This window comes from Streptomyces sp. NPDC058674, assembly GCF_042716505.1.
GTDB lineage: Bacteria > Actinomycetota > Actinomycetes > Streptomycetales > Streptomycetaceae > Streptomyces.
On the sequence record NZ_JBHXSC010000049.1, the window covers coordinates 26,309 to 48,427 of the forward strand.

A 22,119-nucleotide genomic window follows, 5' to 3' on the forward strand; every position below is an offset into this window, starting at 1 on the left:
AGCCAGCCGCAATGAAACCGACCGCAATCATTAACAGGGAGTTGTACGTTCCATGGGCTCCACATTGGCGCAGAAGACGTGGGATGCGCACGTCGTACGCCACAGCAGCGCCGGCGACGATCTGCTGTACATCGACATGCACCTCCTGCACGAGGTGAACACCCCGCAGGCCTTCGACGACCTGCGCGCCGGGGGCCGCACCGTGCGCCGGCCCGACCTCACGGTGGGCACCGAGGACCACAACACGCCCACGGTCGCGATCGACAAGGTCATCCAGGACCCCGCCGGCCGGCGGCAGACCACGCTGATGCGCTCGAACTGCGAGGAGTTCGGCATCCCGCTGCACCGCCTGGGCTCCGCGGGCCAGGGCATCGTGCACGTCATCGGCCCCGAACTCGGCCTGGTGCGCCCGGGCATGACCATCGTCTGCTGCGACTCCCACACCACCACGCTCGGTGCCTTCGGTGCCATCGCCTTCGGCATCGGCACCAAGCAGGTCGAGCACGTCCTGGCCACCCAGACCCTGCCGATGACCCGCCCCAAGGACATGGCCGTCACCGTCACCGGCGACCTGCCGCCCGGTGTCACGGCCAAGGACCTGGTCCTCGCGATCATCGCCGAGATCGGCACGGGCGGCGGCGTCGGCCACGTCATCGAGTACCGGGGCGCGGCCGTCACCGCCCTCTCGATGGAGGCCCGGATGACCCTGTGCAACATGTCGGTCGAGGCCGGTTCGCGCGCGGGGCTCATCTCCCCGGACGAGACCACCTTCGAGTACCTCCGCACCCGGCCCGGCATGCCGCAGGGCGCCGACTGGGACGCCGAGGTCGCCTACTGGACCTCGATGCGCAGCGACGAGGACGCCGTATACGACAAGGAGGTCGTCATCGACGCCTCCACCCTCACCCCGTACGTCTCCTGGGGCAACAACCCGGGCCAGTCCATCCCGCTGCACGGCGTGGTCCCCGCGCCCGCCGACTTCGCCGACCCGCAGGAACTGGTCGCCGCGCAGCGGGCCCTGGCCTACATGGACCTCGAACCCGGCACCCCGATGCGCGACCTCTCCATCGACGCCGTCTTCCTCGGCTCCTGCACCAACGGCCGGATCGAGGACCTGCGCGCCGCCGCCGACGTCCTCAAGGGCCGCAAGGTCGCCGACGGCCTCCACATGATGATCGTGCCCGGCTCGACCCCGGTGCGGCTCCAGGCGGTCGCCGAGGGGCTGGACAAGGTCTTCGCCGATGCCGGAGCCGACTTCCGGCCCGCCGCCGGCTGCTCGATGTGCGCCGCCCTCAACGAGGACCGGCTCCTGCCGGGCCAGCGCGCCGCCTCCACCAGCAACCGCAACTTCGAGGGCAGGCAGGGCAAGGGCTCCCGTACCCACATCGTCTCGCCCGCCGTCGCCGCCGCCACCGCGGTGGCCGGCCGCCTCGCCGCCCCCGCCGATCTGTGAAGACCTCCGCGGCCCCGGCCCGAGGACTGTGAGGAACCACCCATGGACAAGTTCACCGTGCACACCGGTACGGCGATGCCGCTGCGCCGCAGCAACGTCGACACCGACCAGATCATCCCGGCCCGCTACGTGCCGTACTTCAGCTGGAAGGGCCACGCCAACGCCCTCTTCGCGGACTGGCGCGACGACCCGGCCTTCCCGCTCAACCTGCCCCAGTACCAGGGCTCGACGGTCCTGCTCGCCGGCAACGACTTCGCCACCGGCTCCTCCCGCGAGTCCGCCGTCTGGGCCCTGCAGCGCTTCGGCTTCAAGGTGGTGCTCGCGCCCCGCTTCGGCGACATCTTCCGCGGCAACTCCCTCATGCGGGGACTGCTCACGGTCACCGTCCCGGCCGAGGTGGTCGAGCGGCTGTGGGTGACGGTCGAGCAGGACCCCTTCACCGAGATCACGATCGACCTGGAGAAGCTCGAAGTGCGCTGCGCCGACCTGGTCCAACCCTTCCAACTCGACGCGGACGCCCGCGAGCGGCTGCTCGCCGGACGCGACCCGATCGCCACCACGCTCGACTCGTTCGCCGACGACATCGCCGCCTACGAGCAGACCCGCCGCCCGGCCCTCCCGGTCACCTCCTGAATTCCGCCCCAAACAGACAGCTCGTCCGTCACCACGGCTCCCCTCGACGCGAGGGGAGCCGTTCGGCGCATGCGAAGGGATTGCACGGAAGATGAAACTCTCCCAGTACACCGCTTTCGTGGCCATTGCCGATACCGGCAGTTTCACCAAGGCGGCCGAGGCCCTCTCGATCAGCCAGTCGGCGGTGAGCCACGCCATGGCGAGCCTGGAAAAGACGCTGGGTGTCGTCCTCATGCGCAGAAGTCGCAGCGGAGTGGAATTCACGGAAGTCGGCCGGCGCATTCTCGCCCACGCCCGGACCGTCGTCCTCGGCACCGAGCAGATACTCCAGGAGGCCGAGGCGCTGCGCGCCGACCGCTCCGGCACGCTGCACCTCGGCACCAGCCAGAGCTTCGGAGCCCGGCTGCTGCCCCGCCTGCTGACCGAGTTCCGCTCCGCCCTGCCCGACGTGGAGATCGTGCTGAGCGAGGGCACCGACCAGGAGATCGCCGAATGGCTCGGCGGCTACACGATCGACGTCGGCATCGTGGCCCTGCCCAAGGAGAACCTCACCACCGTCCCCCTGCTGGAGGACGAGATGTGCGTCGTCCTGCCGCCCCACCACCCGCTGGCCGACCGGAGCTGCCTGCGCCTGGAGGAGGTCGCGGACGAGGAGTTCATCATGCCGGTCGGCGGCGTCGAGCCGATGCTCCGCTCGTTCTTCCGGGGGATCGGACGCGACCTGCGCGTCGGCTTCCACGTCCACGACGTCAACGGGCTGCTCTCCATGGTCGCCGAGGGCCACGGCATCACCGTCGTGCCGGCCCTCGCGCTGCCCCGCGTACTGCCCCACCCGCAGCTGCGGGTGATCCCCTTCGCCCCGTCCCTGAGCCGGCGCCTCGGCATCGGCATCAGGACGGGCGCCCGCCGCTCACCGGCCGTGGAGGCCTTCGTCTCCATGGCCCGGGCGCTCGCCCGCGACGACACCTGGAGCCGGTCCTTCGACCTGGAGCCGGACCGTGGGGCCCGTGGTGCCGTCGCGGGCGGGGCGGGGGAGCCGGGGGCTCAGATGCCCTGGAGGCAGGGGGACCCGGTCAGGGCGGCCGCCGCGGCCCGCAGCGGCGCCGGCTCGGCGCCGGCCGCGCGGTCCGGCGCGCTCCCGCGGGTCAGCGCGTGCCCGGCGATGGCGTCCGCGTCGTAGACGAAGTCGCTCCAGATCCCCGGCCGGCTGCTGCCCGCCTGCATGAACCAGCGGGTGTGCTCGGTCGGAATCCCGAGGACGTACAGCCCGGTGTCGGCCCGCCCGTCACCGCCGACCGGGTGGTACGGGGACGCGGTCACCGCCACCCCGCCGGTGTCGAACGCCTCCGGGCCCTCGCCGTTGACGTAACTGGTCCAGATGCCCTGCTCCCGCAGCCGCCCGGTCAGCGAGGACGGGTCCCGGTGCACGTCGGGCGAGGGAATCCGGGCGTCCAGCACCGTGTCCACGGCCCGGTGCGAGCCGGCGACCTGGGGCGAGTGCACCAGGAAGCGGCCCCCGGCCGGGTCCGGCGCGAAGCGGGTGCCGGGGCCGACGATGCGCAGCACCCCGGCCGCGATCAGGGCGACGGTCTGCTCCAGCCTGACCCGCGGCGGCCCGGCCGCCAGGAAGGAGCTCCGCGGCACGTACCAGCCGAGGAAGTCCTCGCGGTGGGAGCGGGGGGCGAGCCCGGAGAAGTCCACGAACTGGCGGATCACCCAGCGGGTGTCGCGCAGCACGTCGAGCGCCGCCTTGACGGGGGAGTCGACATTGCCCCGCGCCGCCTGCTCCAGATCCTGGCGCAGCAGGTCGAGGAGCTCGCGCTCGAAGGCGGCGTGGTCCGGATAGCTGCGGCCGGTGAACGGCCTGGCCAGCGCGTCCATGTCCAGGGGTGCCAGGTCGGCCACGCCGTGACGGGCCGCGGCCGCGGCGACGTCGGGCAGCGGGTCGCCGACCGGGACGGCCAGCTCCGCGCCGAAGGCCTGCGCCGCCGCCGCACCCGCACGGTGGCGGATCTCCGTGGCGTAGTACACCAGGTCCATCTCGGCCTGCAGCCAGGGCAGGACGTCGCCCTTGAAGTCCAGGGGCCCGTCCGCGCGCCCGTGCCGCACCCGCTCCGGGGTGAACAGCACCGGGCGGTAGGGGTCGGTGGCCGACTTCTGGTTGCGCCCGCGGGCGGGCAGCGGCATCCCGCTGCGCGAACCCGCCACGAGCAGCGGCTCGTCACCGCTCGGCAGGTAGGTCAGCCGGCCCTCCGCGTCCTCCTTGAACCGGCCGCCGCGGCCGATCGTGAAGGCCGCCATGACGTCGTAGAAGGCGAGGCCGAGGCCCAGGATCCCGACGGTGGAGCCGGCGGGCACCTCGTCCAGCCCCATGTCGGCGGCCGAGTCGCCCCGTACGTAGCGCAGGTGGGGGTGGGCGTCCGCGAAGTCGGCGAGCACCTTCTGCTCGCCCGAGGGCTCGGGCCTGGCGTGCCCGGTGGTGAGCACGACCCGGTCGACCGAGAGCCGGGAGCCGTCCGAGAGCCCCAGCCGGTAGCCGCCGCCCGCCGGAACCAGGTCCTCGACCGAGAGCCGCACCTCGTGCAGCCGCACGTGGTCCGGCAGCCCGGAGCGGACCGCGCTCAGCACGTAGCGCATGTACCGGCCGTAGACGGCGCGCGGCGCGTAGCTGCCGGGCCCCGGGTGGTCGGCGTCGGTGGCCCGCCACCACTGGCCGAAGGAGGGCCCCGAACCGGCCCGCGAGGGCCCGCCGTCCGGGATGCCGGAGAAGGCGGAGATCTCGTCGGCGACGGTGTTCATCATGAACCACTCGGGCTGGTCGCTGCGCCACACCCGGCCGCAGCCCACCTCCACCGGGTCGATCAGATAGATCTCCACCGGCCGGTCGCCGCCGTCCGGCGCCTCGGCCGCCCTGGCCGCCAGCCGCTCGACCACGCTCAATCCGCGCGGCCCGCTGCCGACCACCGCGATGCGGTGCACACCCACGGCGTCCCGCAGTCCCCTCGCCACTGTGGTCCCCACCCAGTCCCCCTTGCCTAGCCGCCCCTGCGCCCGGGCGATTGAAATGCCACGCAGAAGGGAATTCAAATCCCTCGCAATGATCCTAGGCAGGGCACCTGTCCGCGTTCAATGCCGATCAGTACATGCATTGCATGAGTTCTGCTCATGTGTCAGTCCGCCTGCACTGATTGGTGTTTACACCGACGGCGTCTCGGGATACCGTGTCGAATCGACAAGCAGGGTGCGGTGAATGCCGAATCCCTGGAAAAGAAAAGCAGTTGCGGTCCTGGGGGGACTTCGAATGGCGCGCCGTCCGGCACTTCTCGTACTCGACCTGATAAACGAACTCGTCCACCCGGACGGCAAGTACGCCGAGGACGGCTTCTGCCGGGCCGTCGCCGAGCGCGGCGTGCTGGAGCGGGCCGCCACCGCCATCGAGCGGGCCCGCCTGGCCGGCATCCCCGTGATCTACGTGGTGGTCGGATTCTCCCTGGGCTACACCGACTGGCCCGCGAGCTCCGAGCTCTTCGCCTCCGCCCGTGACGGCGACCGCGTCGTCCTGGGCACCTGGGGCACTCAGGTCCACGACGCGCTGAAGCCGGCCGAGGGCGAGCCGATCGTCGAGAAGCGCCGCGTGAGCCCGTTCTACGGCACCCACCTGGACGTGCTGCTGCGCAACCTCGACGTCAACACCCTGCTGCTGACCGGTGTCACCACCGACCTGGTCATCCTCTCCACCGCGCGCGACGGCCACGACCGCGACTACCACGTCGAGGTGCTCGAGGACGCCACCGCGACGGACACCCGCGAAGCACACGAGGCGGCGCTCGCGCTGATCGCCCGCACCGCCACGGTCTCCTCGGTCGACCAGGCCCTGCCCGCCTGAGCCGGCGACCGACGCCCACCCGTTCTGGCACCAAGGGGGACTCCGTCCGATGGGCCTCGACCAGACCGTGCGGTTGCGCATTCCCGCGATGCCCCCGCCCCCTCCGCAGACGGGGCCGGGGCCTGACCCAGCGGCCCCGGACGCGACGGCCGCGGCCGGAGCCGCCCGGCCCGGGCGGCTCTCCGGGAGCCGGGCCTTCTGGCTGGTCGGCGCGATCCTGATCCTGCTCCTGCTGTCCTCGTCCGTGCCGTCCCCGATGTACGCGCTCTACCAGCAGCGGTGGCACTTCTCCGCGACGATGCTCACCGTCGTCTTCGGCATCTACGCCGTCGCCGTGCTGGTCACGCTGCTGCTCTTCGGCTCCCTGTCGGACACGCTGGGCCGCCGGAAGGTGCTGCTCGTCGCGCTGGTCGGCGAGGTGGTCAGCATGGGGCTGTTCATCGGAGCCCGGAACGTCGTCTGGCTGCTCGCCGCGCGAGCCGTCCAGGGCCTGGCCGTCGGCCTGGCCACCGGCGCCACCAGCGCGGCCCTGATCGAACTCTCCCCGCCGCACGCCCCGTCCCGCGGCACGCTGCTCAACAGCTCCGGCCCCACCGGCGGGATCGCGGCCGGTGCGCTGGTCGCCGGACTCCTCGTGCAGTTCGCGCCCGCCCCCACCGTGCTCAGCTACGCCCTGCTGCTGGTCGCGTTCGCCGGGGCCTTCCTCGGCGTGCTGGTGATGCCCGAGACCGCACCGGCCGCCACGGGCGGACTGCGCATCCGCCCCTCGCGGATCTCCGTACCCCCCGCCGCCCGCCGGTCCTTCGCCCTGCTCTCCCTGGCGCTGGTGGCGGTCTGGTCGGTCTGCGGCCTCTACCTCTCGCTGGGCCCCTCGCTCGCCACCCAGATCCTGCACGGCGCCGGCCCGCTGGTCGGCGGCCTGACCGTCGCCCTCTTCGCCGGGATCGCGACGATCGGCCAGATCGCCCTCGGCAAGCTCCCGCCGCCGCGTACGGCCGTGATCGGGGTGACCTCGCTGATGGCGGGGCTGGTCCTGGTCCACGCCGCGCTCACCACCCGCCAGGCCGCGGTCTTCTTCCTCGGCACCGCCGCACTCGGCTTCGGCTGGGGCACCGCCTTCCTCGGCGCCTTCCGGGCGCTGGCGGCGCTCGCGTCCCCGGCCCGGCGCAGTGAACTCCTCGCCGCGGTCTACGTCGTGGCGTACCTGTCCATGAGCGCCCCGGCCGTACTGGCCGGAGTCCTCTCCGGCCGGTGGGGGCTCCAGCGCACCGCGCAGGCGTTCATCGTCGTCGCGCTGGCGCTCTGCGCGGCCGCGCTGCTCGGCCTGGCCTGGATGAAGGCGCTGGCCCGGGTGCGCCGCCGCCACGCCCGCGCCCGCGCCCTCACCCCCGAGGGCAGACACCGCCGCCGCAAGTGACCCCACGCCGGCGGCCCCCGCCTCCTCCGGCGCCACGAAGCCCCTGGGCACCCGGCGGGCCGCCTCGTCCTCAGGGGCGGGTGACCCGGACCTGGTAGCTGCCGTTGCGCAGTTCCCCGACCACCGAGACGCTGATCCCCGCCTTCTCGTCGGTGAAGGTCTCGCCGGGCCGGAAGGGGGCGTCCGACAGCTCCGCGTGCACGTTGGGCCGCCGGGTGCAGCCGCCGCTCGCCGTCGCGCTGTCCGACACCGTCACCGGGCCCCGCCCGGTGTCCACCTCGGAGTCGACCTTGTAGATGAGCACGCCCGGCTTGCAGACCGCCTCGTCGTTGCCCGCGCGCGTGCGCACCTCCACCGCGTAGCCGGCGCTCTCGGACAGCGGGACGAAGGCCAGCTTCGTGCCGCCCTCCACCGCCAGCGGGGACAGGACGTGGTCGCTGGCACCAGGCTTCGACGCGCAGCTGATCTGGGTGCTGTCCAGCCAGCCCAGCTTCCACTTGTGCCAGCCCAGGAGGTCGTTGTTGGCCCCCCAGTCCTCGCTCATGATGTCCCAGTGCCCGACCGCGCCGCCGCCGTCGGGGGTGTACAGGTCGGGCAGCCCGAACACGTGCCCGTTCTCGTGCGGGAGGACCCGGTAGCCGGTCTCCCGGTAGGTGCCCGAGCCGTCGTCCTGGCGGCTGTAGACGAAGGACGTGTTGGCGAGGGGCACCCCGTCGGCGGCCGGGGCCTCGGCGTTGCCCGCGAAGGTCACCGACAGGACGGTGTCCAGGGCGGACGGCCCCGCGTTCGGCGTGACCAGGACGTTGACCAGGTCGTACCGGCTGAAGTCCACCTCGGAGTCGGCGGCCTTGGCGATGTGCTCGACGAGCTGGCGGTAGCCCGGCTCGTACGGGGACCCGCGTCCGATCCCGTACGCGGCGAACGGCATCGGCATCCGCAGCCAGCCGCCTATCGGGGCCTCGGCCCGGTAGCTGAGCCGCCCGTAGGAGCTGGTGCGGAACCACTCGGAGGTCTGGGGGAAGAACTCCGACAGCCGGTCCGCGGCCGCGCCCTCGCCCTTGGCGTCGGGGAAGTCGATCATCAGGTTCAGTGCGCGGACCTCGCCGGTCGAGCGGGAGTACCCGGGCGGTGTCGGCAGGCCCTCGGACATCTGCACGCCCATCGTCCCGGCGATCCGGCAGGGCGCGAGTGCCGATTCCGCGGTCGTGGCCACCGACCCGGCGGCGGACTGACCGTGGCCGGACATGCCCGCGCTCGCGGTCGCCGTGACGCCGAAGGCCAGCGCGGTGAGGCCGACGTACGCGCAGGTGCGGCGGGGTGTGCGTATCCGGTGGCGGGTCTGCGGCATGGAGATCGCCTTCGGCTCCGCGGCAGCCGGCCGGGTCCGGTCTGCCCTCTGTCCGCCCACCCTCCGACGGCTGCGGCGCTCCCGCGCGCCGGGAGCGGCCGAACGTGGAACGGCTTGTGACCCAGGTCACGTGCGGGGGTGAAATAACCGGGGAGCCGATCCCCGTTTGCATGGGAGTCCGCCGAAGCGGGGACCGGCTCCCCGTTTGACGGGCCGTACGCACCACCGTCCAGGGAGGCCCCGGAATGAAGCGCGCCACCACCACCGCCCCGGCGGCCCCGACCGCCCCCGAGGCGTACGTGGACCCGGCGCCGACCGCGGCCCGGGTGTCACCCGCCTCACCGCCCGCGGCCCCCGCCTCGCCGGCTGCTCCCGTTCCGCGCCCGCGGGCCGACGCCGTCCGCAACCGCGAGCGCATCCTGGCGGCGGCCCGCGAGGTCTTCGTCGAGTTCGGCTCCGGCGCCCCCTTCGACGAGGTCGCCCGCCGGGCCGGCATCGGCAACGCCACCCTGTACCGGCACTTCCCCGACCGGGCCACCCTGGTCCACCACGTCGTGCTGTTCGTCATGGACCGCGTGACCACCCGGGCGCGGGCATCGCTCGCGGAGGAGCCCGATGCCTTCGCCGCGCTGTGCCGCTTCACGCACGCGGCCGCGGACGAGCGGATCGGGGCCATGTGCCCGATGCTCGCGGACGACTTCGACCGGGAGCACCCCGAACTCCTCGCCGCGCGCGACGCCTTGGAGGAGGCCATCGAAACCCTCCTGGCCGCGGGCCAGGCCGCCGGGCTGATCCGCACGGACATCGGCGTCGGCGACCTGACGGTCGCCCTCGCCCAGCTCAGCCGCCCGCTGCCGGGCCGCGCATGCCTTGATGCCGACCCCTTCGTCCACCGCCACCTCCAGCTGTTCCTCGACGGGTTGCGAGCCCCGGCCGGCTCTGTGCTGCCCGGCTCGGCGGCCACGCTGCAGGACCTGAGGCGGAGAACCATGTGACGCGCCCCATGCTCCGCAACTAGCCCTTTTCAGTCATTCCGCACAGTGAAGTGGGTACCCCATGTCAAAAACAGCCGCGATACCGCCGCTGGCCGCCGATCCCAGCCGCTGGAAGGCCCTCGTCTTCATCGCCCTGGCGCAGCTGATGGTCGTCCTCGACGCGACCATCGTGAACATCGCCCTGCCCTCCGCCCAGACCGACCTCGGCATCTCGGACGGCAACCGCCAGTGGGTCATCACCGCGTACGCGCTGGCCTTCGGCGGTCTGCTCCTCTTCGGCGGCCGCATCGCCGACAAGTGGGGCCGCAAGAACGCCTTCGTCGTCGGCCTCATCGGCTTCGCCCTGGCCTCCGCGATCGGCGGCGCCGCCAACGGCGAGGCCATGATGCTCGGTGCCCGCGCCCTCCAGGGCGCCTTCGGCGCGCTGCTCGCACCGGCGGCCCTCTCGCTGCTCGCGGTCATGTTCACCGACGCCAAGGAGCGCGCCAAGGCCTTCGGCATCTACGGGGCCATCGCGGGCGGCGGCGGCGCCGTCGGCCTGATCCTCGGCGGCGTCCTCACCGAGTACCTCAACTGGCGCTGGACCTTCTTCGTCAACATCCCCTTCGCGATCGTCGCGGCCACGGGTGCCTGGCTGGTCATCCGCGAGCCCGCCGGCTCCCGCAACCGCGCACCCCTCGACGTCCCGGGCGTGGTCCTGTCCACCCTGGGCCTGGTCTCGCTGGTCTACGGCTTCACCCGCGCCGAGTCCGAGGGCTGGTCGGACCCGCTGACCATCGGGCTCTTCGCGGCCTCCGCGGTGCTCCTGGCCTCCTTCGTCCTCACCGAGTCCAAGGTCAGGTCCCCGCTCCTGCCCCTGCGCGTCCTGCTGGAGCGCAACCGCGGCGGCGTCTACCTCTCGCTCGGCCTGGCCGTCATCTCGATGTTCGGCCTGTTCCTCTTCCTCACCTACTACCTCCAGGTCGTGAAGGGCTACTCTCCCGTCAAGACCGGCTTCGCCTTCCTGCCGATGATCGCGGGCATGATCACGGGCTCCACCCAGATCGGCGCCCGCCTGATGACCCGGGTCCCGCCGCGCCTGCTGATGGGTCCCGGCTTCCTGGTCGCCGCCGCCGGCATGCTGCTGCTGACCCAGCTCGAGGTCGGGTCCTCGTACCCGGCGCTGATCCTGCCCGCGCAGCTGCTGCTCGGCCTCGGCATGGGCACGGCGTTCATGCCGGCCATGTCCCTGGCCACCCACGGGGTGGACCCGGCCGACGCCGGTGTCGCGTCCGCCATGGTCAACACCTCGCAGCAGGTCGGCGGCGCCATCGGCACCGCGCTGCTGAACACCATCGCCGCCTCGGCGACCACCGCGTACCTGGCCGACCACGCGGCCGAGGCCGCGGCGGGCGGTCCGGCCGCGCAGCTGATCCAGGCCCAGGCCATGGTCGAGGGCTACTCCTCCGCCATCTGGTGGGCGGTCGGCATCCTGGCCGCCAGCTCCGTCATCGCCCTCACGCTGATCACCACCGGCCGTCCGGGCGGTCCGGTGGCCTCCGGTTCCGGCTCCGCCGAGGACGCCGGGCTGAAGGTCCCGGTGATCGCCCACTGACGGGGGCCGCCGCCCGGGAATGACTGACGGCCCCGTTTGGTTCAAATTTGAACCAGGCGGGGCCGGTCCGTGTCCCGCGGCCGCGCACGACGGAGGCGAGCCCTGTGACCACGACCGACACGCGCATGCCGGCCCTCTACCTGAGCCACGGCGCCCCGCCCCTGGCCGACGACCCGCTCTGGCCGGGCGAGCTGGCCGCCTGGTCCGCGGGCCTGCCCCGCCCCGCGGCGATCCTCATGGTCTCCGCCCACTGGGAGGAGGCCCCGCTCGCCCTCGGCGCCGTCGAACCGGTACCTCTGGTCCACGACTTCTGGGGCTTCCCCGAGCACTACTACCGGGTCCGCTACAACGCTCCCGGCGCCCCGGAGCTCGCCGCCTCCGTACGGGCCCTGCTGCGCGCCCCGGGCACCCCGGTCCAGGACATGCCCGACCGCGGCCTCGACCACGGCGCGTACGTCCCGCTGGTGGAGATGTTCCCGGCGGCCGACGTGCCGGTGCTCCAGATGTCGATGCCGACGCTGGACCCCCGCCGCCTGATGGACATCGGCCGCACGCTCGCCCCGCTGCGCGACGAGGGGGTCCTCATCGTCGGCAGCGGCTTCTTCACCCACAACCTGGCGGCGCTGCGGCACACCGGTCCGGGCGTCCCCGCCTGGTCGGCGGAGTTCGACGCGTGGGGCCGCGAGGCGCTGGCGGCCGGAGACCTGGACGCCCTGCTCGACTTCGAGGCCAAGTCCCCCTCGGGCCGGCTGGCCCACCCGCGCACGGAACACTTCGCCCCGCTCTTCGTCACCCTCGGCGCCGCGGAGGCGTCCGGCGACCTCGCCGCCCGCCGGGACGCGGTGGAGGGCTTCTGGATGGGCCTGTCGAAGCGCTCCCTCCAGTTCGGCTAGCCGCCGCGCCCGCTGCCGGGCCCGGTGGCCCCCGGGCCGGCCGGCATCCGGTCGTCCGCCCGGGCAACCAGAAGTCCGCGCGGGCCGTCTTCAGAGTGGGAGCGCGGCGCGGTGGGCGCTCCTGCGGAGAGACGCGGGCGGGACGCCTGTGACGGCGGTCTCACGGGCGCGGGGGTCGCACGGCGTCGCGGGCGCTTCGCATCGGCCCCTGTCCGGCGCTTGACCTGCGCCCTCTCCCGATTCCGGTACGGTCCGGCCCCCCTCGCGACGGGGCAGGATACTGCAAGATCTCGGAAAACAGGGGGCAACGTGGGAATTCTGTCCCGATTCCAGTCGTTGTTTCTTTCGGAAGCGGGCACTCGGGAGAGTGTCCGGGGACGCACCCGGCACCTCGGCGGCGTCCAGCAGCCGCACCGCGACCGAACTCATCGCAAGGGAGCACGCATGGCAACCCGCGCCGTCGCCCGTCGTCAGTCCACGAGCAGCCGTGGTGCGGGCGGGGAGATCGCAGACCGCGACCTGGTCGGCATGTACCTGGACGAGATCGCGCGTACTCCGCTGCTCGACGCAGCCAAGGAAGTGGAGCTCTCCCAGATCATCGAGGCGGGCGTGTTCGCCCGCCAAATCCTCGACGGCGCCGTGGAACGCGAGGGGGCCGCGCCCCCGCGCGAGGAGCTGGAGGCGCTGGCCGCCGAGGGCGAGCGCGCCAAGGAAGTCTTCATCCGCTCCAACCTGCGCCTCGTGGTCGCCGTCGCCCGCCGCTACCCGCGCAGCGGCCTGCCGCTCCTCGACCTCATCCAGGAGGGCAACGCCGGCCTGGTCCGCGCCGTCGAGAAGTTCGACTACGCCAAGGGCTTCAAGTTCTCCACGTACGCCACGTGGTGGATCCGCCAGGCCATCACCCGCTCCATCGCGGACCAGTCCCGCACGATCCGCCTCCCCGTCCACCTCGTCGAGGAGCTCGGTCGCATCCGCCGCGTCCAGCGCGAGTTCAACCGCGAGAACGGCCGCGATCCGGAGCACGCGGAGATCGCCGCCGAGCTGGACACGACGGAGAAGCGGGTCGGCGACGTCCTGGACTGGGCGCGCGACCCGGTCAGCCTGAACATGGCGGTCGACGACGACGGCGACACGCAGTTCGGCGACCTCCTGGAGGACACCTCGGCGATTTCGCCCGAGCAGTCCGTCCTGTCGCTGCTGCGCAGCGAGGAGCTGGAGGACCTGCTCGGCAAGCTCGACCAGCGAACCGCGTCGATCATAAGGATGCGTTACGGCATTGAGGACGGTCGAGAGCGTACGCTGACAGAAGTGGGCAAGCAGCACGGCCTGACCCGCGAGCGGATCCGCCAGATCGAGAAGCATGCGCTCCTGGAGCTGAAGCGGATGGCGCACGACACCGGCTTCGACGCCGTGGCCTGACGGCCACAGCGCGGATCCACCCCCAAGAACGAGCTCCGGCGCCTAACCCCCCCCAGGCGCCGGAGCTCCCGCCCCGGCACCTATCCCCCCCAGGTGTCGGGGCCCCCACTTGTCCGGCCCCGCCTCGGCCCGGGACCCCCGCCCGGCGGCCCGCCGGCCGGGGCCCCGGGCCGCTACGCGCGGCCCCCCGCCCCCGCCAGCCGCGCGCCCAGCGCCCGGGCCGCCTCCGCCAGGGACTCCGGGGCGCCCACCGTGAACGGCGTCCCCGCCAGGGCCAGCCGGGCCGCCAGCCACTCGGGCGCGTCCCCGCTCTCGAAGCGGACCCGGGTACCGCCGCCGGCCCCCGGGACGGCCGCTTCCCGCAGCCACTGCGGCAGGGCCTCGGCCGCCGCCGCGAAGGTCACGTCCACCGGGTACGTCTCCCCGCCCCGCAGCCCCCGCCGTACGAACTCCTGCGCCTCCATCGGCAGCTCCCGCGGAGCGAACCGCGCCCCCGTCGCGAACGGCTCCGCCACCCGGTCCACCCGGAAGGTCCGCCAGTCCTCCCGATCCAGGTCGTAGGCGATCAGGTACCACCGGCTCCCCGTGCTCACCAGCCGGTAGGGCTCCACCAACCGCCGCGACCGCGCCCCGTCACCCGCCCGGTAGGCGAACCGCAGCCGCTCCGGCCCCGCCACCGCCGACGCCATCGTGGTCAGCGTCCGGGGGTCCACGCTCGCGCCGTCCCCCCGGGTGACCGCGGTGGTGGCCGACTGCAGCGCGCTCACCCGGCGCCGCAGCCGCGAGGGCAGCACCTGTTCCAGCTTGGCCAGCGCCCGTACGGAAGCCTCCTCGACCCCCTCGATCGCATGTCCGGCGCCCGCCCGCAGCCCCACCGCGATCGCCACCGCCTCCTCGTCGTCGAGGAGCAGCGGCGGCATCGCCGCCCCCGCCACCAGCCGGTAGCCCCCCTCCGCGCCGAGCGTGGCCTCGACCGGATACCCGAGGTCGCGCAGCCGCTCGATGTCGCGGCGGATCGTCCGGGGGCTCACCCGGAGCCGGTCCGCCAGCTCGCTCCCCGGCCATTCGCGCGGGGTCTGGAGGAGGGACAGCAGGGACAGCAGCCGTGCCGGGGTGTCGGTCATGGCATCCAGGCTGCCAGGGAAATAGGACACGGACTGACCTACATGCCGTCTAGGTTTCTCTCCATGAGCACCGAGACGTCCCAGACATCGCCCGAAAGAGAGAACGGGCCCGTACGAGAAGAGCGGACCACGGCCGCGGTACCGGCACCGGGTCCGGTACCGGACCCGGGTGCGGCGCCGGGCGCCGCCCCCCACGACCCCGCCGCGGAGGCCGCGGGCCCGGCCGCCGACGGCCGCCGCTGGCTGGCGCTCGCCATCGTGATGACCGCGGCCTTCATGGACCTGGTCGACGTCACGATCGTCAACATCGCGATACCCAGCATGCGCCAGGACCTCGGCGCTTCCACGAGCGCGATCCAGTGGATCACTGCCGGCTACGCCCTGGCCTTCGCCGCGGGCCTGATCACCGGCGGCCGCCTCGGTGACATCTACGGCCGCAAGCGCCTCTTCCTCGTCGGCATCGCCGGCTTCACCGTCGCCTCGCTGCTCTGCGGCATCGCCGCCGACCCGGCGATGCTGGTCTGTGCCCGTCTGCTCCAGGGCGCGATGGCGGCCATGATGGTCCCGCAGGTCCTGGCGATCATCCACGTCACGTTCCCGCCGCACGAGCGCGGCAAGGTCTTCGGCATGTTCGGTGCCATCGTGGGCCTCGGCGCCGTCTCGGGCCCGATGCTCGGCGCGCTGCTGACCGAGTGGAACCTCTTCGGCCTGGAGTGGCGCCCGATCTTCCTGATCAACCTGCCCGTCGGCATCGCCGGCGTGATCCTGGGCCGCAAGTTCATCACGGAGTCCAAGGCCCCCCGGGCCCTGCGCCTCGACCTGGTCGGCGTGGTCCTGGCCACGCTCGCGCTCGTCATGCTGATCTTCCCGCTCACCCAGGGCCGGGAGAACGACTGGCCGCTGTGGGGCTTCGTCTGCATGGGCCTGGCGCCGTTCGTCTTCGCGGGCTTCATCGCCTACGAGAAGTACAAGATCAAGAAGGACGGCTCGCCGCTCGTCGAGCTCTCCCTCTTCAAGGTCAAGAGCTTCGCCGGAGGCATCGCCGTCCAGCTGACCTTCGGCATCGCGACCGGCATCTTCTTCCTGGTCTGGACGCTGTACATGCAGATGGGCCTCGGCTGGAGCGCCCTGCGCGCCGGCACCACCGGCATTCCGTTCTCCATCGCCGTCTCGGCCGCCGCGGGCATCTCGGTGCAGAAGCTCGTCCCGCGCTTCGGCCGGAAGGTGCTCCAGGCCGGCGCCCTGTCGATGGCCGCGGGCCTGCTCCTCTACATCTGGGAGTCCCAGCACTACGGCATGGCGATCACCTCCTGGCAGATGGCGGCGCCCCTGGTCGTCATGGGCATCGGGATGGGCCTGATCGTGGCGCCGCTCACCGACACCGTGCTGTCCGAGGTGCCGCGCGAGCACGCCGGTTCGGCCTCCGGCCTGATCAACACCACCGGCCAGATGGGCAACGCGCTGGGCCTCGGCCTGACCTCCGTGGTCTTCTTCGGTCTCATCGACGACGACATGGCCTTCGGCGCGCCGTACGTGGAGGCCTTCCGCGGCGCCCTGTGGTGGGTCGTGGCGGTACTCGTCGTGATCTTCGCGGTGATGTTCATGCTGCCGCGCCGGGCGATTGCGGCCGAGGCCCGAGAGGGCGGCGCCGAGCACCCGGCGCCGGACGCGGCCCCGGACGCGGAGCCGCGGCCGGAGAAGGTCCCCGCGGTCTGAGGCCCTTCGGCCCGACTCCCCGGGCATGTCCGCCTTTGTTGGCGGGCATGCCCGTTTTTCTTTGTTCTCGTCGCCAATCGGGCGTACCCTGAGGAGTGAAGCCACAGAGTCGGGCATGGAACGGACGTAAAACCACATGTACGCACCGGAGCGCCAGCAGGAGATCCTCCGCCTCGCCCGCGAGGAGGGGCGGGTGGACGTCCTCTCCCTCGCCGACCGCTTCCAGGTCACGGCCGAGACCGTCCGCCGGGACCTGACCGCCCTCGACCGGGCGGGACTGGTCCGCCGGGTGCACGGCGGGGCCATACCGGCCGGCCGCCTCGACTTCGAGCCGGACCTCACCGAGCGCGAGTCCACCGCCGCCGACGAGAAGGACCGCATCGCGGCCGCCGCACTCGCCGAGCTGCCCGACGGCGGCAGCGTCGTCCTGGACGCGGGGAGCACGCTGGCCCGCTTCGCCGCCGGCATCCCCGTCGACTCCGCACTCACCGTCGTCACCCACGCCCTGCCCGTGGCGGCCCGGCTCGCCGACCACCCCGCCATCGACCTGCACCTCGTCGGAGGCCGCGTCCGCCACCGCACCCGTGCCGCCGTCGACGCGTGGGCACTGCGCGCGTACGCCGAGATCCGCGCCGACGTCCTCTACCTCGCGACGAACGGCTTCAGCGCGGAGGGCGGCCTGACCACACCCGACCTGGCCGAGGCGGCCGTCAAGCGGGCCGCGATCGCCGCCGCCCGCCGCGTCGTCCTCCTCGCCGACTCCGCGAAGGCCGGCCAGGAGCACTTCGCGCGCTTCGGCTCCTTCGCGGACGTCGACCTCCTCATCACGGACACGGGGCTCGCCCCCGCCCAGCAAGCGGCGATCGAGGCCGCCGGTACGGAAGTTGTGCTCGTATGATCCTCACCGTCACCCCCAACCCGGCCCTCGACCGGACCTACGAGGTCCCCTCCCTGGACCGCGGCGAGGTGCTGCGCGCCACCGGCGACCGGGTCGACCCCGGCGGCAAGGGCGTCAACGTCTCGCGCGCGGTGGCGGCCGCGGGCGTCCGCACGACGGCGGTCCTCCCGCTCGGCGGCGCCCCCGGCGCCCTGCTCGCCGAACTCCTCGGGGCCCACCGCGTCGACGTCACCGCCGTCTCGATCGCCGGCCAGACCCGCTCCAACATCTCCGTGGCCGAACCGGACGGCACCCTCACCAAGGTGAACGCCCCCGGCCCCGAGCTGTCCCGGGAGGAGTCCGACCTCCTCCTGGACACCGTCCGCACCTGCTCCGCCGACGCCGCCTGGATCGCCTGCTGCGGCAGCCTCCCGCGCGGACTCTCCCCCCGCTGGTACGCCGAGATCGTCGCCCGCGCCCACGAGGCCGGCGCCCGCATCGCACTCGACACCTCCGGCCCGGCACTGCTCGCGGCCCTCCCGGCCGGCCCCGACGTGGTCAAGCCGAACGCCGTCGAGCTCGCCGAGGCGGTCGGGCGCCCCCTGGACACCCTGGGCGACGTGGTCAAGGCGGCCGAGGAACTGCGCTCGCTGGGCGCGGGCGCCGTCCTCGCCTCCCTCGGCGGCGACGGACAGCTGCTGGTCACCGCGGAGGGCACCTTCTACGGCACGGCCCCCGTCGAGGCGGTCCGCAGCAACGTCGGGGCGGGGGACGCCTCCCTCGCCGGGTTCCTGATCGCGGGAGGCACCGGCCCCGCCGCCCTCGCCTCCGCCCTGGCGCACGGCGCCGCCGCGGTCCAACTCCCCGGCAGCGCCATGCCGACCCCCTCCGACCTGCGCCCCGAGGCGGTCCACATCACCCAGGACCTGCCCCTGGACCTCCCCCTGTCCGAACCCGCCGCGGTCTGACGCGCGCAAAGGAGCCCGCGATGAGCGAGATGATCACCCCCGAACTGGTCGACCTCGACCTGGCCGCCGACTCGAAGGAGGAGGCCGCGCGCGCTCTGGCCCGCCGGATGGCAGCCCTGGGCCGGGTCACCGACCTGGACGGCTTCCTGGCCGACGTGGCCGCCCGCGAGGCCCAGATGCCCACCGGCCTGGAGGGCGGGATAGGCATCCCGCACTGCCGGTCCGCGCACGTCACGGTCCCGACCCTGGCCTTCGGCCGCGCCCCGGCCGGCGTGGACTTCGGAGCCCCGGACGGACCCGCCGACCTGATCTTCCTCATAGCGGCCCCGGCCGGCGCGGACGACGCCCACCTGTCGATCCTGTCCTCCCTGGCCCGCCGTCTGATGGGGCCCGAGTTCGTCGCGGCCCTCCGTGACGCCGCCACCCCGGAGCAGGCCGCGGCCCTGGTCGCCGGCGGCGAACCGGTCCCGGCCCCCGCGCCCGCCGCCGACCCCGTTCCCGCCGCCGACCCCGTTCCCGCCGACCCCGTTCCCGCTCCGGCCGCCGAGGCAGCCGCCACGGCGGAGACGACGGGCGCGGCGGAGGCGACGGCGACGGCGGAGGAGCCGGAAGCGGCGGAAGCGTCGCCGGAGGCCCCCGGCGAACGGCCGCTGCGCATGGTCGCCGTCACCTCCTGCCCCACCGGTATCGCGCACACCTACATGGCGGCCGAGTCCCTCGCCCAGGCCGCCCGGGAGGCCGGCATCGACCTCACCGTGGAGACCCAGGGTTCGGCCGGATTCACCAGGCTCACCCCCGAGGCCATCGCCGCCGCCGACGCCGTCGTCCTCGCCCACGACGTGCCCGTACGCGACCGCGCCCGCTTCGCCGGGAAGCCCACCGTCGACGTCGGCGTCAAGGCCGGCATCAACCGGCCCGCGGAACTCCTCGCCGAGGCCCGCGACAAGGCCGCGCGCGGCGAGACCGGGGCGCACGCGCCGACCCCCGTCGAAGAGGCCGGCGAACCGCAGGACGGCTACGGCGCGAAACTGCGCACCTGGCTCATGTCCGGCGTCAGCTACATGGTCCCCTTCGTCGCCGCCGGCGGACTGCTGATCGCCCTCGCCTTCGCCATCGGCGGGTACACGGTCGACCAGGCCCCCTCCGTCGCCGACCACTTCGTCTGGACCGAGTCCGCCAGCTGGGCGGCCCTCCTCTTCCAGACCGGCGGCCTCGCCTTCGGCTTCCTCGTACCGGTCCTCGCGGGCTACATCGCCTACGGGATGGCCGACCGGCCCGGCCTCGTCCCCGGATTCGTCGGCGGCTCCGTCGCCCTCACCATCAACGCGGGCTTCCTCGGCGGCCTGATCGCCGGCCTCATCGCCGGCGGAACGGTCCTCGCCGTCCAGCGCCTGAAGATCCCCACACCGCTGCGCGGGATCATGCCGGTGGTCGTCCTGCCGCTCATCGGGTCCGCCGTCACCGCGTTCTTGATGTTCCTGGTCGTCGGGAAGCCGATCGCCTCGCTCCAGCAGGCCCTCACCGACTGGCTGTCCGGCCTCTCCGGCGCCAACGCGATCATCCTCGGCGTGGTCCTGGGCCTGATGATGTGCTTCGACCTGGGCGGGCCGCTCAACAAGGTCGCGTACGCCTTCGCCATCGGCGGTCTCGCCACCCCCAACGAGGGGAGCCTCAAGGTCATGGCCGCCGTGATGGCCGCGGGCATGGTCCCGCCGCTCGCGATGGCACTGGCCACCACCCTGCGCGCCCGGCTCTTCTCCCCGACGGAACGGGAGAACGGCAAGGCGGCCTGGTTCCTGGGGGCCTCCTTCATCAGCGAGGGAGCCATCCCCTTCGCCGCCGCCGATCCGCTGCGCGTCATCCCCGCCTCGATGGTGGGCGGGGCGGTCACCGGGGCCCTGTCGATGGCCTTCGAGTGCACCCTGCGAGCGCCCCACGGCGGCGTCTTCGTGATCCCGCTGATCGGCAACCCGCTGCTCTACCTGGTCGCCATCGCCGCCGGTACGGCCACCACGGCCGTGCTGGTCATCCTCCTCAAGGGGCTGCGCCGGACCGCCCCGGCGCAGCCCGGCGAGGCGGCCGTGAGCGCCCCCGCCGAGGTCACGGCGGCGGCGTGACCCGGCCGGCGCCCCGCCCCGGAGTCAGCGCACCCGCGCGCGGAGCTTCATGGCTCCGCGCGCGGCGGCCTCGCTCTCGTACACCTCGCACATGTGCCGGCCGTCCGGCGTCGCCGTGTGCTCGACCTCCCACAGGCTGACCTCCGCCCCGTCCAGCAGGAGGAAGGCGTGCTCGTACAGGCTGAAGCCGGCGCCCCGCCCGTCCGAGAGGCAGTGGCGCGCCCCGAACGCCTGGGTGATCTGGTGCGCGTACGCCGAACGCAGCCGCGCCGCGACCTCCGCCCCGGGGCTGTCGACGTTCTCCGCGCGGCGCAGCACCCGGCGTGCGTGGTCGGCGGACTCCTCCACCGCGTAGTTCCGGTGGCGGCCCACCGGCGCCGAGTCCGTGAGCAGCCGGCTCAGCGCGGCCGCGCCGTCGTCGGGCCGCTCCTCGTCGCCCGGCGGCCGCGCGGGGTCCGGAGCCGCCTCGGCCGGGCCCTCCCCGAACAGCCGGGCCACGGCCAGGCAGCTCTCCGCCTTGCTCGCGAAGACCTCGTGCCGGACGGCGCCGTCACCCTCCTGCCGGTACACCAGCTCCCACAGCGAGGCCGAGGTGCCGTCGGCCAACAGGTAGGCGTGCCGGTGGGTCTCCCGCCAGATCCCGGTTGCCGGGCTGTGGTGGGTGGTGTAGAGCGAAGAGCTGTGGGCGAGCGCCGTGCCGAGCCGCTCGACCAGCCTGTCGGGCACGTCGAACGAGTTGAGGGCGCGGCCCAGGAGTCGGTCGAGGTGGGCCTCGGTTGTCTCGTACGGATCGCTCAAGGTGGGTCTCCAGGCCGTAGCAGCTTGTTACTTCGCGGAAGCTCAACGTAGCCCCTGGCTCTGACATCACGTCCGGGGTTCGGCAAAACGTCCGGGAAGCATCCGGGGTCCCCGCCACACCTTCAGGTCAACTTGCGTACAGATGCGCATGATTGGTGCCGCTCTGGTACGGAGCGGGGGACTATGGGCCGCATGGCAACGAATACAGTGGACGTCCCCCGCCGGCAGGGACGGCCCGGCACGCGACCCGGGGGCGAAGCGGAAGCCGTCCCGCGGGGGTTGGCCTGGCTGCTGGTCCTCACGGGGGCCGCCGGGGTGCTGGCCTCCTGGGTGATCACCCTCGACAAGTTCCTCCTGCTGGAGGACCCGGACTTCAAGCCCGCCTGCAGCCTCAACCCCGTCGTCTCCTGCGGCAGCGTGATGCAGAGCGACCAGGCGGCGGCGTTCGGCTTCCCCAACCCGATGCTGGGCCTCGCGGCGTACGCCGTCGTCGTGTGCGTCGGCGCGGGCCTGCTGGCCGGCGCCCGCTACGGCGGCTGGTTCTGGCTGGGACTGAACGCCGGCACGCTCTTCGGTGTCGGCTTCTGCTCCTGGCTGATGGTCCAGTCGCTGTACGAGATCAACGCGCTCTGCCTGTGGTGCTGCCTGGCCTGGGTGGCGACGCTGCTGATGTTCTGGGCGGTCACGGCGCACAACGTCCGGACGGGGGCGCTCCCGGCCCCGGCCCCGCTGCGGGAGTTCTTCGCCGAGTTCGGCTGGGCCCCGCCCGCGCTGCACATCGGCGTGATCGGCATGCTGGTCCTCACCCGGTGGTGGGACTTCTGGACCTCCTGACCGGGGCGGACGGACGCACGCGAGGGCCCCGGCAGCTGGACGCTGCC

17 protein-coding genes and 1 pseudogene are annotated in these 22,119 nt (G+C 73.1%); 14 read left to right on the plus strand and 4 right to left on the minus strand.

The window, feature by feature from the left end; all coding sequences use genetic code 11:
- Positions 1 to 52 precede the first annotated feature (52 nt).
- The 3 genes and pseudogenes from leuC to ACFWU6_RS23415 form a co-directional block, all read left to right on the plus strand.
- Positions 53 to 1,453 carry a 3-isopropylmalate dehydratase large subunit gene (leuC, locus tag ACFWU6_RS23405; RefSeq protein WP_383804012.1) on the plus strand — a complete coding sequence of 467 codons (1,401 nt, stop codon included), beginning with the start codon at positions 53 to 55 and terminating at the stop codon, positions 1,451 to 1,453.
- Between the two features lie 42 nt (positions 1,454 to 1,495).
- On the plus strand, positions 1,496 to 2,086 hold the full coding sequence (gene leuD, locus ACFWU6_RS23410) for a 3-isopropylmalate dehydratase small subunit (protein WP_383982872.1): 591 nt from the start codon (positions 1,496 to 1,498) through the stop codon (positions 2,084 to 2,086).
- A 91-nt stretch (positions 2,087 to 2,177) separates the two neighbouring features.
- Positions 2,178 to 3,023: pseudogene (locus ACFWU6_RS23415) on the plus strand (LysR family transcriptional regulator); the annotation flags it as partial.
- Between the two features lie 107 nt (positions 3,024 to 3,130).
- On the opposite strand, the gene ACFWU6_RS23420 reads toward ACFWU6_RS23415, so the two are convergent.
- Positions 3,131 to 5,107, minus strand: a complete 1,977-nt coding sequence (locus ACFWU6_RS23420) for an FAD/NAD(P)-binding protein (protein ID WP_383982874.1) — start codon at positions 5,105 to 5,107, stop codon at positions 3,131 to 3,133.
- Between the two features lie 280 nt (positions 5,108 to 5,387).
- On the opposite strand from ACFWU6_RS23420, the gene ACFWU6_RS23425 reads away from it, so the two are divergent.
- Both ACFWU6_RS23425 and ACFWU6_RS23430 read left to right on the plus strand, forming a co-directional pair.
- Positions 5,388 to 5,972, plus strand: coding sequence for an isochorismatase family cysteine hydrolase (locus tag ACFWU6_RS23425; protein ID WP_383982876.1), 585 nt, complete (start codon positions 5,388 to 5,390; stop codon positions 5,970 to 5,972).
- A gap of 49 nt (positions 5,973 to 6,021) precedes the next feature.
- A complete protein-coding gene (locus tag ACFWU6_RS23430) occupies positions 6,022 to 7,389 on the plus strand; it encodes an MFS transporter (protein WP_383982878.1) in 1,368 nt (455 codons plus the stop codon).
- A 70-nt stretch (positions 7,390 to 7,459) separates the two neighbouring features.
- On the opposite strand, the gene ACFWU6_RS23435 is transcribed toward ACFWU6_RS23430, so the two are convergent.
- Positions 7,460 to 8,737, minus strand: coding sequence for a M6 family metalloprotease domain-containing protein (locus ACFWU6_RS23435; RefSeq protein ID WP_383804022.1), 1,278 nt, complete (start codon positions 8,735 to 8,737; stop codon positions 7,460 to 7,462).
- Positions 8,738 to 8,982: 245 nt separating this feature from the next.
- On the opposite strand from ACFWU6_RS23435, the gene ACFWU6_RS23440 reads away from it, so the two are divergent.
- The 4 genes from ACFWU6_RS23440 (at position 8,983) to ACFWU6_RS23455 (ending at position 13,638) form a co-directional block, all read left to right on the plus strand.
- Positions 8,983 to 9,732 (plus strand): TetR/AcrR family transcriptional regulator, encoded by a 750-nt coding sequence (locus tag ACFWU6_RS23440; protein WP_383804024.1) that lies wholly within the window; start codon positions 8,983 to 8,985, stop codon positions 9,730 to 9,732.
- A 61-nt stretch (positions 9,733 to 9,793) separates the two neighbouring features.
- Complete coding sequence (locus tag ACFWU6_RS23445) at positions 9,794 to 11,326, plus strand: MFS transporter (protein WP_383982879.1); 1,533 nt, start codon at positions 9,794 to 9,796, stop codon at positions 11,324 to 11,326.
- Positions 11,327 to 11,451: 125 nt separating this feature from the next.
- The gene (locus tag ACFWU6_RS23450) at positions 11,452 to 12,219 is read left to right on the plus strand and encodes a dioxygenase (protein WP_383982892.1); all 768 of its coding nucleotides are present in this window, start codon (positions 11,452 to 11,454) and stop codon (positions 12,217 to 12,219) included.
- 444 nt (positions 12,220 to 12,663) lie between these two features.
- Positions 12,664 to 13,638 (plus strand): RNA polymerase sigma factor RpoD/SigA, encoded by a 975-nt coding sequence (locus ACFWU6_RS23455; RefSeq protein ID WP_383804028.1) that lies wholly within the window; start codon positions 12,664 to 12,666, stop codon positions 13,636 to 13,638.
- Between the two features lie 173 nt (positions 13,639 to 13,811).
- Here the strand turns inward: ACFWU6_RS23455 and ACFWU6_RS23460 are convergent, their stop codons facing one another.
- Positions 13,812 to 14,762: a helix-turn-helix transcriptional regulator gene (locus tag ACFWU6_RS23460; RefSeq protein WP_383804030.1), complete on the minus strand. Its 951-nt coding sequence runs from the start codon at positions 14,760 to 14,762 to the stop codon at positions 13,812 to 13,814.
- A 63-nt stretch (positions 14,763 to 14,825) separates the two neighbouring features.
- On the opposite strand from ACFWU6_RS23460, the gene ACFWU6_RS23465 reads away from it, so the two are divergent.
- From ACFWU6_RS23465 to ACFWU6_RS23480, 4 genes are all read left to right on the plus strand, one after another.
- Positions 14,826 to 16,478 carry an MFS transporter gene (locus tag ACFWU6_RS23465; RefSeq protein WP_383804032.1) on the plus strand — a complete coding sequence of 551 codons (1,653 nt, stop codon included), beginning with the start codon at positions 14,826 to 14,828 and terminating at the stop codon, positions 16,476 to 16,478.
- Positions 16,479 to 16,614: 136 nt separating this feature from the next.
- Positions 16,615 to 17,376: a DeoR/GlpR family DNA-binding transcription regulator gene (locus ACFWU6_RS23470; RefSeq protein WP_383804034.1), complete on the plus strand. Its 762-nt coding sequence runs from the start codon at positions 16,615 to 16,617 to the stop codon at positions 17,374 to 17,376.
- Positions 17,373 to 18,323 (plus strand): 1-phosphofructokinase, encoded by a 951-nt coding sequence (pfkB, locus tag ACFWU6_RS23475; protein ID WP_383804036.1) that lies wholly within the window; start codon positions 17,373 to 17,375, stop codon positions 18,321 to 18,323. Before ACFWU6_RS23470 ends, pfkB begins: the two co-directional genes overlap by 4 nt.
- A 20-nt stretch (positions 18,324 to 18,343) precedes the next feature.
- Complete coding sequence (locus ACFWU6_RS23480; RefSeq protein WP_383982881.1) at positions 18,344 to 20,440, plus strand: fructose-specific PTS transporter subunit EIIC; 2,097 nt, start codon at positions 18,344 to 18,346, stop codon at positions 20,438 to 20,440.
- Positions 20,441 to 20,464: 24 nt separating this feature from the next.
- Here the strand turns inward: ACFWU6_RS23480 and ACFWU6_RS23485 are convergent, their stop codons facing one another.
- On the minus strand, positions 20,465 to 21,238 hold the full coding sequence (locus ACFWU6_RS23485; protein ID WP_383804040.1) for a DUF6227 family protein: 774 nt from the start codon (positions 21,236 to 21,238) through the stop codon (positions 20,465 to 20,467).
- A gap of 192 nt (positions 21,239 to 21,430) precedes the next feature.
- Here ACFWU6_RS23485 and ACFWU6_RS23490 point away from each other — a divergent pair, with 192 nt between their 5' ends.
- Entirely contained in the window at positions 21,431 to 22,072 is a 642-nt protein-coding gene (locus ACFWU6_RS23490; RefSeq protein ID WP_383982883.1) for a vitamin K epoxide reductase family protein, read from the plus strand.
- Positions 22,073 to 22,119: the final 47 nt, after the last annotated feature.